Genomic DNA, 15,572 nt, shown 5'->3' on the forward strand with positions numbered 1-15,572 from the left:
AATGGGGAAAAGCGGATAACAAAATATTTCTATAAAAAATTTATACAGGATAGTATTGGTGGACGTAATAAATGGGAAGTAGGGAACAATAAAAAATTGAATGAGAACAAATTTATACAAAATATTCAAACAATCATTTGACTATTTGAATGTTATTGAATATATTAGTTTTAACAATCAAATATTCATTTGAATAAATGGGGTGTCTAGAGTGAATAAAGAAAAAGATGTATGTGAAATTACGTGTATAAATGAGGAGAAAGTCGTTTCAATTCAAAATAAATTATCGAAGGAAAATCCCTTCGAAGTGGCAAAAATTTTTAAAGCTTTATCTGATGAGACAAGAATTAAAATTGCCTTTACACTTTTAGGTGGAGAGTTATGTGTCTGTGATGTGGCAAACATTGTAGGAGCAACTACAGCTACTGCATCCCATCATTTAAGGTTGTTGAAAAATTTAGGAATAGCAAAATACCGAAAAGAAGGTAAATTGGTTTATTATTCATTAGATGATGATCATGTCAAACAACTAATTGAAGTTGCTTTCGCCCATCAAAGGGAGGGAGTTCGAAATGAATGATGTTACAAAAGAAATAGAAGAAAAAAAGGTATACCGTGTAGAAGGTTTTTCCTGTGCAAATTGTGCAGGAAAGTTTGAAAGAAATGTAAAAGAACTTCCAGGTGTACATGATGCAAAAGTGAATTTTGGCGCATCAAAAATTAGTGTTGTAGGGGAAGTTTCCATCGAAGAACTAACGAAAGCCGGTTCATTTGAGAATCTTCAAGTGTTTCCTGATAAAATTAGTTCCCGAAGCGGGGAAGAAAAGGAAATTTCTAAAGTAAAAAATGAAGCATTTTATCAAAAATACAATACTTTACTTTATGCAACTCTCTTCATTGTTTTTGGATACCTCTCGATGTTCGTGAATGGGGAAGGAAACATCCTCACTTCATTATTATTTTTAACATCCATTGTCATTGGCGGTTATTCCCTTTTTATTGTAGGTTTACAAAACTTACGTCGTTTTGATTTTGATATGAAAACATTAATGACAATTGCAGTAATTGGTGCAGCGATTATTGGAGAATGGGCGGAAGCTTCGGTCGTAGTCATCTTATTTGCAATAAGTGAAGCGCTTGAACGATTTTCCATGGATAAAGCCAGACAATCCATTCGCTCACTAATGGATATTGCTCCAAAAGAAGCTCTTATTAAAAGGAATCATCAAGAAATGTTGGTACCTGTAGAGGATATTTTAATTGGTGACATGATGATTGTGAAACCAGGTCAGAAAATCCCAATGGATGGCATTATCGTAAAAGGTAATTCAACCGTAAATCAAGCAGCCATTACAGGTGAGTCCGTTCCTGTGTATAAAAAGGAAGACGATGAAGTATTTGCAGGTACCTTAAATGAAGAAGGGTTACTTGAAGTTCGAATAACAAAATTAGTCGAGGATACGACGATTTCGAAAATCATTGAACTTGTTGAAGAAGCCCAAGCAGAACGGGCCCCATCCCAAGCATTCATAGATACATTTGCGAGATATTATACGCCAATCATTATAGTGATTGCGGTTATTGTGGCCGCTATTCCTCCTTTACTTTTTGGTGGAAGTTGGTCGACGTGGGTTTATCAAGGGTTATCAGTTTTAGTCGTTGGTTGTCCTTGTGCTTTGGTCATTTCAACTCCTATATCTATTGTTTCTGCCATAGGAAATGCAGCAAAAAAAGGCGTTTTAATTAAAGGTGGCATTTATTTAGAAGAAATGGGCTCTATTAAAGCAATTTCTTTTGATAAAACAGGTACGTTAACAAAAGGGGTTCCAGTTGTAACGGATTTTCATGTATTGAACGAAAATATGGAGGAAAAGAACTTATTAGCCCTCTTAGCAGCATTAGAATCACGTTCTGGTCATCCGCTTGCTTCAGCAATCATGAATAAAGCAAAAGAAGCATCTATCGTTTATCAAAATATTGTGGTTGAAGATTTTGCTTCTTTAACTGGCAAAGGGATTAAAGGAACTGTACAAGGCAAAACAGTTTATGTCGGCAGCACGAAACTATTTAAAGAACTTTTAACGATTGACGAAAGTTTAGAACGGTTATTCATAGACCTTCAAAACGAAGGGAAAACCATCATGATCATCGGTACAGAAAAGGAACTTCTAGGTGTCATTGCTGTTGCGGATGAAGTGCGTGAATCGAGTAAGGATGTAATTCAACAATTACATCAACTTGGAATTGATAAAACAATAATGCTTACAGGAGATAATCAAAGTACTGCGAATGCGATTGGACGTTACGTTGGGGTATCAACTGTTAATGCAGAATTGATGCCGGAAGATAAACTAAATTCGATAAGACAATTAAAATCTCAATTTGGAAAGGTCGCTATGGTAGGGGATGGTGTCAATGATGCACCTGCATTGGCTGCTTCGACTGTTGGAATCGCAATGGGAGGAGCTGGAACGGATACGGCTTTAGAAACTGCAGATATAGCTTTAATGGCCGATGATTTAAGAAAACTACCATTTACAGTAAAGTTAAGTCGCAAGTCGTTAAATATTATTAAAATGAACATTATTTTTGCGATAGGAATTAAAGTTTTAGCATTGCTACTAGTCGTTCCAGGATGGTTAACGTTATGGATTGCTATTTTATCCGATATGGGTGCTACTTTACTCGTCTCATTAAATAGTCTACGTCTTATGGGAATGAAGGAATAAAAAGATTTTAAGAGCATGGTTTTGATTCAATATAATTAGTTGGATCAAATTACATGCTCTTTCCTATATGTGATAAAAAAACATTCAATTTAAAGGGATTTGGAAAAATGTGTATAATAATATGAAGGAGATGAAAAGTTGAAAATAAAGGAAGAAGAAAAATGATGAAATTTTACGGTGTTTTAGTTTTAACGATTATTATAGCTATAGGATGTTTCGTATTTTGGACTAATTCTCAAAACAAATTACAAGGAACTTCCGAAAATGAAATATGGGAAGCCGAATATAAAAATGAAAAAATTGGAGGTAGCTCTATCGGATGGAAAGTATCCGTTCAACAACGAAATAAAGAAGAGTTGACAGTTAAAAAATTGCTATTTTTAGAAGATGATAAAAAAATATTCGAACAAATAAAGTTCCAAAATGGCATAGATATTGATGGTACAAAATACTCTTTACATCCTTTTTCTTATCCAAATTTATATTTTGGAGATGCTCCAAAGGATAATGTGGATTACACCATTGAAATCGTATGGGTTGATCAAAGTGGGAATGAACATACAGATAAAATTGAACTTAAATAAAAGGGAAATCTTTAGATGGAATGCTTAAGTCTTACAATTGAATATTCTTTATTTAAATAAAGATAGGAACTTCCATCTAACTGAAAGTTCCTATTTTTGTCTTCTACAACTTAAACAATATCACTATTTAAAATGAACCTTGATAGGCTTTATACCAATGATATGGTTGTATTTCTTTTAATGATTTATATTCCAATTTACCATTTGGATTAGTCACAGCCGCTTTTACATTTTCTCCCCAGTAAAAAAGTCTTTCTTGACATACACCACAGGGAGATAAAACGGTAAATTCGGAATTTTCATCTTCCCTTACTACACAAATCGTATGAGTGACTTTTGTATTTAGTTTATGTGCTTCAAGAATGGCACCCGTTTCAATACATAATTCAGTCGAAGCATTGATAACGTCTGGTGCTACACTGGTTAAGATTTGACCATTTTCCGTATACATGGCTGCGGCTCCACCCCAGCCTGATGGATATCTCTTTTCTATCAAATCGATTGCTTGGTAAAGTTTTTGTTCGATGCTAATTTTTTCTATAATAATACATTAACAGAATTTAGTTCCTTCTGCTAAATTGGCTATTCCTGTTTAACAAATTATTAATAAGTACTTTAACAGTACTAAATAAAGTTTCTTTTAATTACTAAAAAGATACTAATTTTCTTTATTGGTTAACTTTAATTAATGGGATAAATTGATTGCATATTTCCTTCGGTTGATGTACGTTATGTGTACACATTTTCACATAACGTACATTTTTTACTTGTGGAGGCAATCGTATGATATCGAACATGAATAGGGACGATTTTAAAGAAAGTAAAGATTATATCCAATCAATTGACCGGATGTTTCAAGTGTTAAATACGTTTAGCGTAGAAAATCCTTCATTAACAACAAGTGAAATTGCCCAAATGACCGGTTTAAGTCGACCAACAGTACGCAGAATTTTACTTACATTGGAATATTTAGGGTATGTAAAATCAGATCATGCAAATTTTTCACTAACTATGAAAATTATCGAGTTAAGTTCGGTTTATCTTTCTTCTCAAACATCCGTCTGGCAGATGGCTCAACCTGTTATGGAATCTTTTGTTAGAGAAACCGGTGAATCAAGTTCTATTTCGATTTTAGATGATGATAATATTTTATATGTGGCAAGAGTTTCGGAAAAAAGAATAATGTCGATTAATTTAGAAGTCGGATCTCGTTTGCCGGCGGTTTCAACTTCCATGGGCCAAGTATTGCTTGCCTATTTACCCGATGATGAGTTAAAGGAACGTTTAAATAAGTTTCAGTTTAAAAAATTTACTGAAAATACGATTGTTGATAAAGATGAATTGTACGAGATATTAATGGACATTCGAAGAAAGGGCTGGGGAGGAGTTGACCAGCAGTTGGAGGAAGGTGTTCGTTCCATAGCTGTACCTATTCGTAAATTAAATGGTCAAGTGATTGCTGCCATTAACTGTTCTGTTCATGCAGGTCGTGTTTCCAAACAACAGTTGTTAGAAGAATTTTTACCGAAGCTTAAAGAAATGGCACGGTTAATTGAGAAAATAGTAAGTATTCGTTAAAGTATCTTAACCGTAACAATTTCCAACTTCAACGTAAAAATCTGCACGATTCTTCCCGGGGAGTCATGCAAATTTTTTAATAACATTAATCAAACTGAAATAGGTCTCGGGAAAGTAAAACTTTTCATAAGAGAGAACCGTAGTAAAAGTAGATATTCCAGAAAATGTTAATTTGTTAGGATAGGTGAAAAATGATTTCAATCGATAGAAAATTAAGATTACGAGATTTAGAAATTTTTCGTTTCTATAAAGAAAATAAAATGTTAGCGTATGTCATTATCGAAGATACGAGAGGACCTTTTACAGAAGAGGATAAAAGGTTAGAACCACTTTGCTTTTTAGATGAAAGAAGATATACATGACATTGTTAATGTATTTAAAATTTATATCTTAACCGATGAACCGTTAGGAAGAGAAGAATCGATTATGTTAAGAAGTTTTTTGGAAATTTAGTGGACAATAGTTCTATTACTAATTTTATTATCCAAGAATTTGTACAAAAAGACTTATATGAACATGTCGATGATTCTTGGGATATTAAATCTTATCAAAGAATGTTAGAAAAAGTTGGATCAAAGTTTAAAATTCAACCTATCGATGAAAAAAATTGGTGCCATTTATCGCAAGGTGAAACTAAATTTGATAGAGTAATGTATACAGTTAAAAATAAAAGATAGATAGCGATTGATTAAAGAGTGCATTTCCAGAAGGAAAATGCACTCTTTTTTCGTTTACAAGGTAAGTATTTCGGTCTTTTTCCGAACAGTACAAGAAAATAGTTTATATGATTTAGAAAATTAAAGTTTGAATGTTCAAAAAAATATTTACATCGATAAATAACGATGATATTATTCCAATTAAGTAGTAATAAATATTACAAAATATTTTTAAGTTGTTATTTTTACTACATATGGTCAGCTGTTATGCCATCTTTGAAAGCGTTATCAGCTTGATTAAAAGAAAAATAAAGTTAGAGATTTAAACATTTTTCAAAAATAGGGGGAGTATTCAATTGAGCTATACAACATCGCTTTTATCAAAGGAAATTATAGAAAGGGCTAAAAAACTTAATACAACACTTATTTCTGATGCTCTAGGATGTACTGGTTCGATGGATTATAAAGTAAAGCCAGTTTCATCAGGAATGAAAGTAGTTGGTACTGCTTTAACTGTAGATATGAGAGCAGGAGATAATCTTTTCTTACACCAGGGTATTTACTGCGGGGGAGAAGGATTTGTACTTGTCGCGGATGGAAAAGGTCATACAGAAAATGCTTATCTCGGTGAATTAATGGCTAAAGCGGCAAAAGCAATTGGTATTGAAGGAATTGTTATAGATGGACTTGTCCGTGATAAAGAAAGTCTTATTGAAATTGGGTTACCTATTTTTGCAAAAGGATTCATTCCGAATGGTCCATTTAAGGATGGCCCCGGTGCTATCAATATACCAATATCTTGCGCTGGAGTTACCGTTTTTCCAGGTGATTTAATTGTCGGTGATGATGACGGAGTTGTTGTTGTATCAAAAGAAAAAATTGAACAAGTACTGGAAAAAGCAGAAGCAAAATTTAAATATGAGGAAAAACGTCTACAGACAATTGTAAGCTATGAGGAAAATCGAAAAGTAGGGAATACAGATAAATTCAGTATAGCTCCAGTATGGCTAGCTGAAAAAATGAGAGAATTTGGTAATTAAAAGGAGAAACGAATATGCATTTAGGATTTATAGGATTTGGTGAGGCTGCTTTTGAGTTAGCGTCAGGTTTAAAGGAGCAAGGAATACAAAAAATGAAGGCATATGATCCGCTTTGGGATGAACCGAAATATAGCGAACTTATTAGAAGTCGAGCTATGGAGTCTAACGTTACAATAGTTCATTCTATGGAGGCAGCAATTAAAGACGTAAAGGCTATTATTGTTGCTGTACCTGCAGATAAGGCACTTGAAGTTAGTGAAAAATTGAAGTCTCTAGTTACAAATGAAAGCGTTTATATTGATGTTTCGGCAGCATCTCCCAATATCAAAAAGCAGATAGGATTAAATATAAGTAATTCTGGTTGGAAATTTGTCGATGCTGCGATGATGGGACCTCTACCAGTTTATAAACATAGGGTTCCTATTCTTGCGAGTGGTAATGGAACAGATCGATTTATTGAAATGATGACTGTATATGGTATGAATATCGAGAAAGTTAGTGAAATACCTGGTGAAGCAACAGCCGCAAAATTAATACGAAGTATTTATATGAAAGGAGTTGTTGGACTCTACCTTGAAATGTTGGAAGCTGCTCAACATTTTAATGTAGAAAAACTTGTCATTGATTCACTTAGTGAAACAATCAATGGCAGAACATTCGAAGAAACAATGAATCGTTTGGTAACAGGAACAGCACTACATGCAGCTCGTCGTTCTATTGAACTTGGAGGCACAATTAATATGCTAGAATCAGCCAAAATTGATTCATCGATGACAAAAGCAGCAAAAAGTAAAATTGAAAAACTTGCTTCATTAAATTTAAAAGAGAAGTATCATGGTGAAAAGCCAAAACATTGGAGACAGGTAATTGAGGAATTTAAAGTTACAACTTAAACAATGGCAATGAATGTTGTTGTTACTACTACAAAGCTAAAAATGAAAAAGAGGGTGTATGTATGGGGGTTGGAATCTGGGCATTACTTGTATTTATTGGCATTATTGTTTTTTGGAATGTAGTTCTAAAACGAAATATTGCAGAAGCAATGCTGGTAGGTTTTATTGCAACTTCTTTATTTGGAGGTTCAAAATTTTTAGATTTAATGTGGAACGGTCTCTTGTTTGCCGGAACAAATGATGTATTATATGCTTCTGTTGCGTTTGTGTTTATGGCTTATGTTATCGATCATACTGCAATCATTTCAAGTTTAGTGAAAATATTAAATTCCTTGTTAGGTCGGCTTCCTGGGGGAGCTGCATATGTTGATACAATTGCATCCGCAATAATGGGAACGCTTGCAGGATCGAACTCGGGAAATACAGCTACGACTGGCTCCATAACAGCACCGTGGATGGTTCAGTCCAATTTCACACGTGAACGGGCAGCTACTATTGTAGCTGGTAATGGAGGTCTAGGGGCAGCATTACCTCCTAGTGCTTCAATGTTTATTATGCTTGGATTTGCACCCATTGCAGCTGTTGTTTCAGAAGGTGATTTGTATGTAGCTCTATTTATTTCAGGAATTTATCAAGTCATTTATCGTGTATTCCTTATCATGTATTTCGTTAAGCGGGATAATATTAAACCGATCTCACCGGAGTTTATTCAGCCACTGAAAGAAGCCTTAAGAACAGGATGGAAGTCAACATTGATTTTCTTTGGAGCATTAATTCCGATTGTCGTTACGATTGGTCCTCTTGCTGAAAGTTTTATGGAAAATCCTAATATTGGTGAAGATGCAATGGGGAGTATCTCACTTATTACGTGGATACCGATTTTAATTATTTTGATTAGCATGATGGTTGGCTGGACAAAACTACCAAAAACAGTAGCGGGCTGGTCTGATTTTTTAAATAATGCGATTCCTCGTTTTTCAACGATTGGTGCTTTGCTTGTATTTGCTTATGCAGCTAGTCAAGTTTTAACAGATCTTGGACTTCCTGAAGATTTAACAACATTAATGGGCTCTATCGATATTTCTAAGTGGTTAATGATACTTATAATTTCACTACTAGTTGCAATTGTTGCCGGACCATTATCATCAACGGCAACTTTAACTGCGATTGGTATGGTTGCATTTACAGCAATGGTGTCAGCAGGCGTCGATCCGTTACTTGCAGTAGTAGCAATTCTCGTTTTTGCCTCAACTGAAGGTGCTTCACCTCCTGCTTCCGGATCAATTTTTATTGCCGCTTCACTTGCTGGTGCAAGTCCTGAAAAAACATTTATACCGTTAGTCATATATTATGTTGTTCCAATTTTATTGATTGGCTATTTCATAGCAATGGGATTCTTGCCAGTTTTATTCTAAGGGAGAGTAGAAAAAATGAAAAAGTATATTACCTTTTTATTTAAAACTTGTCTTTTATTGTTTTTATTCGGTGGAACATGTCTTGTCTTTGGTCAGTTAGCTGGTCTTCTGTTTCAAAAAGGTGAGTGGATTGTGAAAACTTGGGAATTGTTTGCAGAACCAACATTTATGATTAGTGCAATTGCTGGTATATTTGGCTTCATTCTCGGTTATTATCCAAAAAAGGAAGTGAATGAAGTAAATGAAGTCGAAGAAAGTTCTTCAAATAAAATGAGTGAAGAGTTTGAGCTTGTTCGTTAATATAAACGGAGCAGATGAATTCCAAATGGATAAGTCTGCTTTTTTTATTGTTACAACGATAGGTTTGTTTTACGGTAAAATTGTTCATAAATTTAGATTTTTGACTATGGTCCTATATAGGATACTTTTCCTGAAGTAGTGAATTCTATTAATTTTTAATGAGTGAGAGAAATGATTGAACTGTTCTCTTTCTGCTGACAAATTTCATTTTTACAAGATAGAGAAATCGTGATAATATTTTCTCAAATGAAACAAGGTGGAATATTTACTACAATAACCACCTGTCTGGAGAGATAATATGGAAAATCCAATCGAAAAATTACAACATAAAATTGGAGAATTAACAGAAACACAACGAAGAGTGGCAGACTATATCATTAAACATCCACTTGATGTAGCCTTCTTAACGGTCGATCAACTTGCAGGTGTAGTAAAAACAAGTACGACAACGATTATGAGGTTAACATTTAACCTTGGCTATTCAGGTTATTCTGAATTTCAAAAGGGACTACAAGAAAATTTAAGGAACCAAGCTGCACCCCAAACAAGATTTGAAGCCAATATTAAAGGAATGGAAGAAGACGATCTTTGGGGTCGATATGCAGAGAAACAAATTAACAATATTCAAAACACGATTGAGATGATTTCACATGAAACCCTTGAAGAAACCCAAAAAATGATTTTGTCCGCTAACCGGATTATTTGTACGAGTGTTAGGAGTGGATTACCGGTTGCACAATACTTGACTCATGGGCTAAATAGATTGTTTGGTAATACAAGTCTTGTTGTGGCTGATGTTAGTGATTGGGTAGATAACGTTGTTAATATGAATGAGAATGATTTAGTAATTACTATAAGTTTTCCTCGTTATGCAAGGAGAATTATTGATCTTTCACGGACAGCGAAAAAAAATGGTGTGAAAATTATTTCTATTACAGACAGCTATTCAGCACCCATTACCACATATTCAGACTTAGTTTTACCATGTAACGCTAGTAGTATCGCATTTCATAATTCCGTTGTATCTTCAATATTTATTGTAGATTATATAATGAGTGCTCTTGCAATTAATTATCCAGATCAAACAAAAAAACGACTGGATAAGATAAATTCAATTTTGACCGATATCAATTATCACTCATTGGATTAATTAAATCAGAAGTAGAACAGGCTAGAAATAATTTTGCTAGCCTTTTATATATTTCCAAGCAACTAAATAGTTGCTCAAACTTGACGCGCAACCATTTAGTTGCGTATTATTGAAATATGAATAGTAATACAGACACAATATTTAAAGCACTGGCTGATTCGACTCGTCGGCTTATATTAGATGAATTATCGGAACGTAACGAGATGACATTGTATGAACTGACCGCTCGTCTCATAATGAAGCATAACCTTAGCATTTCGCGTCAAGGAATAGCAAAACATCTATCTATATTGGAAGATGCAGGTCTTGTATTCTCAAAACGAAAGGGGAAATATCGAGAACTTCTGTTCAATAATGAGCCTCTCAAAGACTTGTTAAAAGGATGGATAGAATAAAGATAATTTTATGGGATGAACGAGTCGAAATAGTTTAGTAGATAACCATATTGTTTGGAGCATACAAAACACACTATTATTCGAGGAGGAAACAAATAATATGAAAATCATTGTTACAAGTATATTTGTAGATGATCAAGAGAAGGCGTTAAATTTTTATTCGGAGACGCTAGGCTTTATCAAAAAGCATGATGTTCCAACTGGAGAATATCGATGGATTACACTTGTTTCTCCTGAAGGACAAGAAGGTACAGAACTATTACTTGAACCAAATCAACATCCAGCTGCTAAAGAATACCAAAAGAAGCTATATGAAGATGGTATACCAGTAACTATGTTTGGTGTAGACGATATTCAAAAGGAGTACGAAAGATTACTGAATTTAGGCGTAAAATTTATCATGGAGCCGACAAAAATGGGTGATATGACAATAGCAATTTTTGATGATACATGCGGAAATTTCATTCAAATCATCCAGCAGTAATATAGTTAACCTTGTAAAAAACGTATAAAATTGATGTTGTAAATTTATAACTTATTTACTAACCTCGTTCTAAAATAGGATGGGGTTCAATTTTTATATTTTTTAATAAAAGGAAATTTTTAGAGGCTATAAAAATAGACCACACATTTTATAAAGACTAATATGTGAGGTCTATTTATTTTCAATTGTTTCATTTTTCGGTTACGCTAAATAATAATTACTCTACCGGAACGGCTGGAATTATTTTATCTGCCCTAGGAATTGGAGTAGGATAAGGATTACCAACATCAGCACTATCATAAGAAGGTGTTGTTTCATGGATATACTTTAGTGCTTCTTTATATTGTTTTCTTTGCAGCTTTTCAAATTGTTTTGGAGTCATATTTGATATACTTTTATAAAATTTTACTTTATCTTCATCTGAAACATACATTTTTATTCCATATTCATTATTAAGCTTTTCTAAGATTTTTACATATGGAATAATGGACAAATCAATATCACTATTATTATCCTTTGTTTTTGCATGAGGAGTGGAAGTTGAACAAAATACAGATACTAGCAAAAGGGCTAATGAAATATTCAATATTTTCTTCATGGTTTCTCTCCTTTTTATTATTCAATATAAATCATTTTAATAAAAAATTTTAAAAATTAAAATAAATTTTAGATTTTTAAAAGTCGATTCAATAATTAAGTCAAGTTAAGGTTAATGATGTTCACCATATTTTAAAACAGGAAAGGACATTGCTATTATGGAAAATGTATCGAATGTTGATCAAATAGAATCAATCAAATCTTTACAATCGTCAATCGGTAAACTCGAAAATGCCTTATCCCAAATGAGCCAAAATGGCAAAAAAATTACCTTAGTAAAAAAACGACTAAAAGCTGTTAAAAGGTTTAGCAATGCTAGAGAACGTTTGGAATGAAAGAAATCATTCTTATTCCCAGAAAGATTTAGTTGAAGCTTACAATGTTCTGATTAGTTTATTTCCATCAATGGAGAAAATTTATACTAAATCTAAAATTGGTAGTCCCCAAAGAACACTTTTAGAAAGACGAATTAAAGCGTTGAAACTCGCTGTTCAAGCTATTGCTCGTTGTTCCGGAAATAGACAATAGTTGTATTACATATTTATTTAAGGTGGTTCTTTCAATAGAAGAATCTCCCTTCTATCTTAAGCTCAAAAATTAATCTTCATGCTAAGGGGAATTGAAAATTCAGAAAACAAAGTTGACGTTAAAGTATTGGTACTATAAAATAGTAAAACAAGTCATCTAGATGTATAGATGAAATTAGGTATATGTTTATTTAGAAAATCCATAGGAGGGTGTGCATGAGTAATTATAATCCTCATATTCCAAAGTACGTTCAAATTGCAGATAGTTTAAGAGAAAAAGTAGATGAATTGCACAAAGCTGGGAAAGAAAGATTTTTAAGTGATGATGAACTCATCAATATGTTTAATGTCTCTCGTATGACAATTCGTCAGGCAGTTCAATTACTTGTAGAGGAAGGTCTTTTGCAACGCATTCAAGGGAAAGGTACTTTTATTGTTCGAAAGGACAAATTAAAAACAGATATTGCCAAATTGGATACTTTTTTTCGAGGTTGGTATTTAAAAAATTTTCATGTCAAGTTGCTGTTTCGTGGATCCGTACCATGTCCAGAAGGTATCGATGTGAAACTGGGGGTGAAACCTGGAGAGGAAGTTTATCAAGTAAAAAGGTTACGACTTTCAGAAGGTATTCCGATTGTTATCGATAATCGGTATCTTTTAAAAAAGTATGGTGAACAGATTACCGATGAAGAGTATGTGAATTATTCTTTTTCCCATTTATTTTTAAATAAGTTTGATATGTCTCTTACCGAAGGGGAAATTGAAATCGAAGCAGTTCTTGCTAATGAAGAGATTTCAACCGTCCTTGGTGTTTCCGTTGGCTCTCCAATTTTATATAGAAGTGTTGATTTAAAAGTAAAAGATGAGTGTGTTTTAACTGGTGCTTCTTCCTATCGTGGAGACATGTACAAATACAAATCAGTCTTAAGTTTAGAATAAAAAAATGAATTGTTAAGAGGTGGTGTTTTTTAGTTTATTCTATTTTGTAAGTGCTTCCATTGATGTTTATACAAGCCGAATATCAATATTGCATATGGACGAATCTATTTAAAAATTTATAACTCAATATTAAATACCATTTTTCATAGTAAAAAAATCCATAAACTACATATATGCGATATATACGAAGGAGGTAACTATGTTCTATTCTATTTTAATTATACTAGCAATTATCATTGCGATTTATTTAGGTGAAAAGCTTGATATAAATACGGGATTAGTAGCTTTAGCGTTTGCTTATATTATTGGTTGTTTTGTTTTAGGAATGTCTATAAATGATTTATTGGCAACGTTCCCAACAAAATTATTTTTAGTTATTTTTACTTTAGCGCTATTCTTTAATTTTGCAGTTGTAAATGGTACTTTAGAAAAAATTGCCCATTTATTACTTTATAAATTTCAAAAACATACTCAATGGCTGCCATTAATTTTGTATTTTGTGACGGCATTAGTTTCTGGAATGGGTGCTGGTTTCTTTACTTCTGTGGCAGTAATGGGTGCGATTGCGATGGCCTTATGTAAATCATCAGGAATGAATAAATTACATGCTTCCTTTGCAGTCTCATTAGGGTCCCTTTCTGGTGCGAATTTTATGTATAGTGCCCATGGCGTACTCTTTAATTCATTGATTAGTGAAACCGCTCTTGCTGAACAGGCGAATTTACTAACAAGGGATATTTTTGTTGTTTCATTTATTTATCCAATATTTATCATGTTAATCCTTATGTTTTTTGATAGAAAAAATGGCAAAATTGCTGAACTGAATATTGAAAAGCCAGAAAGGTTTTCAAAAAAGCAAAAAGTTAATATTTCTCTTATAGTGCTACTTATGGTAATTGTACTTGGAATACCGATGCTCGCCACTTTTATGCCAGAAAACGAAACAATTCAGTTTATTAACTCACGTACGGATATTACTTTGCTGGCAGTTGTGTTCGCAATCGTAGCATACATTTTAAAATTAGCTGGAAATCAATCGAAAGAGGTACTGACGAGAATCCCTTGGAGTACGTTATGGCTAGTTTCTGGGGTAGGAATGTTAATTGATGTGGCGGTAGAAGCAGGTACCATTGATTTATTAGCTTCTATGATTAATAATATGCCGTCCTTTATTGTTCCTATTGCTGTCACAATTATTGCGGGAATTATGTCAATCTTTAGTAGTACGTTAGGTGTTGTTGCGCCGCTTATGTTCCCAATGATTGCAGGAATCATCGCTCCTACTGGTTACAGTGCTTCGCTAATTGCAGTGGCAATTATTATCGGTGCCCAATCAACAGCTTTAGCACCATTCTCTACAGGTGGTAGTTTGATCCTTGGGAATAGTGGGTTGAGCGAAGAAGAATCTAAGAAATTTTATAATGACTTACTTTATAAAGCAACGCCTTTCGGATTAGGGTTTGCCATTGTTGCAACGGTAATTTTAATGTTTATATTATAGGGGGTAGCTATGCAAAAAATATTTGACTCACATTTTCATATTATTGATCCAAAATTTCCACTTGTAGAAAATCAAGGATTTGTCCCAGATTTTTATACGGTGAATGATTATTTAAATGAATTACAAGAATTGTCGATTGAAGTAACTGGAGGAGCCATTGTATCAGGCTCCTTTCAAGGATATCATCAAGATTATTTTACGGATGCCATTTCAGAATTAGGAAATCATTTTGTAGGTATTACACAACTACCATTTGATACGACCAATGAAGAGATTTTAAAATTAAATGACATCGGAATAAAGGGAATAAGATTTAACTTATATAGAGGGTTATCTGCATCACCGAAAGAAATTAAAGAGCTTTCAGAGCGAGTATATAAGATATGTAATTGGAAGACAGAACTCTATCTTAATTTACAAACGATTGATAAAGATCTAGAAGAATTAATTTTCACCTTGCCAAAAGTATCCATCGATCATTTAGGGATGCAAAAATGTTCAATGGATAAGTTGAAAAAAATTGTGAACGCAGACGTTCCGATTCGATTAACGGGTTTTGGTCGGGTAGGTTATGAACGAGATGAAATTAGAGAATTAATTACAATATTATATAGAGAAAATCCAAACTCTCTTATATTTGGTAGTGATTTACCATCAACTCGAGCGAATTATCGATTTTCATATGATGATATACAATTAATTAAAGAAACTGTCGGTAAGGAAGCGCAGGATAGAATATTCTTTCAAAATGGGGAGAATTGGTATCTTCATAAATAAAAATTAT

At 33.4% G+C, this 15,572-nt stretch carries 17 protein-coding genes and 1 pseudogene; 16 read left to right on the forward strand and 2 right to left on the reverse strand.

Translation table 11 applies throughout. The features are described from left to right. The first annotated feature begins 211 nt into the window (after positions 1 to 211). From MHH69_RS07810 to MHH69_RS07820, 3 genes are all read left to right on the forward strand, one after another. Positions 212 to 580 (forward strand): ArsR/SmtB family transcription factor, encoded by a 369-nt coding sequence (locus MHH69_RS07810; protein WP_341362040.1) that lies wholly within the window; start codon positions 212 to 214, stop codon positions 578 to 580. Further along, positions 573 to 2,729 (forward strand): heavy metal translocating P-type ATPase, encoded by a 2,157-nt coding sequence (locus MHH69_RS07815; protein WP_341362041.1) that lies wholly within the window; start codon positions 573 to 575, stop codon positions 2,727 to 2,729. Before MHH69_RS07810 ends, MHH69_RS07815 begins: the two co-directional genes overlap by 8 nt. Before the next feature lie 161 nt (positions 2,730 to 2,890). After that, positions 2,891 to 3,313: a hypothetical protein gene (locus tag MHH69_RS07820; RefSeq protein WP_341362042.1), complete on the forward strand. Its 423-nt coding sequence runs from the start codon at positions 2,891 to 2,893 to the stop codon at positions 3,311 to 3,313. A gap of 127 nt (positions 3,314 to 3,440) precedes the next feature. Here MHH69_RS07820 and MHH69_RS07825 read toward each other — a convergent pair whose 3' ends face one another. Beyond that, positions 3,441 to 3,845 carry a cytidine deaminase gene (locus tag MHH69_RS07825; RefSeq protein ID WP_341362957.1) on the reverse strand — a complete coding sequence of 135 codons (405 nt, stop codon included), beginning with the start codon at positions 3,843 to 3,845 and terminating at the stop codon, positions 3,441 to 3,443. Positions 3,846 to 4,096: 251 nt separating this feature from the next. Here MHH69_RS07825 and MHH69_RS07830 point away from each other — a divergent pair, with 251 nt between their 5' ends. The 9 genes from MHH69_RS07830 (at position 4,097) to MHH69_RS07870 (ending at position 11,224) form a co-directional block, all read left to right on the forward strand. Beyond that, positions 4,097 to 4,891: an IclR family transcriptional regulator domain-containing protein gene (locus tag MHH69_RS07830; RefSeq protein WP_341362043.1), complete on the forward strand. Its 795-nt coding sequence runs from the start codon at positions 4,097 to 4,099 to the stop codon at positions 4,889 to 4,891. A 191-nt stretch (positions 4,892 to 5,082) separates the two neighbouring features. Continuing rightward, complete coding sequence (locus MHH69_RS07835) at positions 5,083 to 5,253, forward strand: hypothetical protein (protein ID WP_341362044.1); 171 nt, start codon at positions 5,083 to 5,085, stop codon at positions 5,251 to 5,253. A gap of 650 nt (positions 5,254 to 5,903) precedes the next feature. After that, entirely contained in the window at positions 5,904 to 6,587 is a 684-nt protein-coding gene (locus MHH69_RS07840) for an RraA family protein (RefSeq protein ID WP_341362045.1), read from the forward strand. Between the two features lie 14 nt (positions 6,588 to 6,601). Further along, on the forward strand, positions 6,602 to 7,480 hold the full coding sequence (locus MHH69_RS07845; RefSeq protein WP_341362046.1) for a DUF1932 domain-containing protein: 879 nt from the start codon (positions 6,602 to 6,604) through the stop codon (positions 7,478 to 7,480). 62 nt (positions 7,481 to 7,542) lie between these two features. Next, positions 7,543 to 8,895, forward strand: coding sequence for a TRAP transporter large permease subunit (locus MHH69_RS07850; protein WP_341362047.1), 1,353 nt, complete (start codon positions 7,543 to 7,545; stop codon positions 8,893 to 8,895). Positions 8,896 to 8,910: 15 nt separating this feature from the next. Continuing rightward, positions 8,911 to 9,195: a hypothetical protein gene (locus tag MHH69_RS07855; protein WP_341362048.1), complete on the forward strand. Its 285-nt coding sequence runs from the start codon at positions 8,911 to 8,913 to the stop codon at positions 9,193 to 9,195. Between the two features lie 298 nt (positions 9,196 to 9,493). Beyond that, the gene (locus tag MHH69_RS07860; protein WP_341362049.1) at positions 9,494 to 10,345 is read left to right on the forward strand and encodes a MurR/RpiR family transcriptional regulator; all 852 of its coding nucleotides are present in this window, start codon (positions 9,494 to 9,496) and stop codon (positions 10,343 to 10,345) included. Between the two features lie 116 nt (positions 10,346 to 10,461). After that, the gene (locus tag MHH69_RS07865; RefSeq protein WP_341362050.1) at positions 10,462 to 10,740 is read left to right on the forward strand and encodes an ArsR/SmtB family transcription factor; all 279 of its coding nucleotides are present in this window, start codon (positions 10,462 to 10,464) and stop codon (positions 10,738 to 10,740) included. A 100-nt stretch (positions 10,741 to 10,840) separates the two neighbouring features. After that, positions 10,841 to 11,224, forward strand: coding sequence for a VOC family protein (locus tag MHH69_RS07870; protein ID WP_341362051.1), 384 nt, complete (start codon positions 10,841 to 10,843; stop codon positions 11,222 to 11,224). A gap of 217 nt (positions 11,225 to 11,441) precedes the next feature. Here MHH69_RS07870 and MHH69_RS07875 read toward each other — a convergent pair whose 3' ends face one another. Beyond that, on the reverse strand, positions 11,442 to 11,822 hold the full coding sequence (locus MHH69_RS07875) for a hypothetical protein (protein ID WP_341362052.1): 381 nt from the start codon (positions 11,820 to 11,822) through the stop codon (positions 11,442 to 11,444). Positions 11,823 to 11,979: 157 nt separating this feature from the next. Between MHH69_RS07875 and MHH69_RS07880 the strand changes: the two are divergent. The 4 genes and pseudogenes from MHH69_RS07880 (at position 11,980) to MHH69_RS07895 (ending at position 15,565) form a co-directional block, all read left to right on the forward strand. Further along, positions 11,980 to 12,349 (forward strand): annotated as a pseudogene (locus MHH69_RS07880) (hypothetical protein). A 215-nt stretch (positions 12,350 to 12,564) separates the two neighbouring features. Continuing rightward, the gene (locus tag MHH69_RS07885; RefSeq protein ID WP_341362053.1) at positions 12,565 to 13,287 is read left to right on the forward strand and encodes a GntR family transcriptional regulator; all 723 of its coding nucleotides are present in this window, start codon (positions 12,565 to 12,567) and stop codon (positions 13,285 to 13,287) included. Positions 13,288 to 13,486: 199 nt separating this feature from the next. Next, entirely contained in the window at positions 13,487 to 14,788 is a 1,302-nt protein-coding gene (locus MHH69_RS07890) for an SLC13 family permease (RefSeq protein ID WP_341362054.1), read from the forward strand. Positions 14,789 to 14,797: 9 nt separating this feature from the next. Beyond that, complete coding sequence (locus MHH69_RS07895) at positions 14,798 to 15,565, forward strand: 2-pyrone-4,6-dicarboxylate hydrolase (RefSeq protein WP_122973522.1); 768 nt, start codon at positions 14,798 to 14,800, stop codon at positions 15,563 to 15,565. Positions 15,566 to 15,572 lie beyond the last annotated feature (7 nt).

It is taken from the genome of Ureibacillus sp. FSL E2-3493 (assembly GCF_038077515.1).
GTDB classification, from domain to species: Bacteria; Bacillota; Bacilli; order Bacillales_A; family Planococcaceae; genus Ureibacillus; species Ureibacillus halotolerans.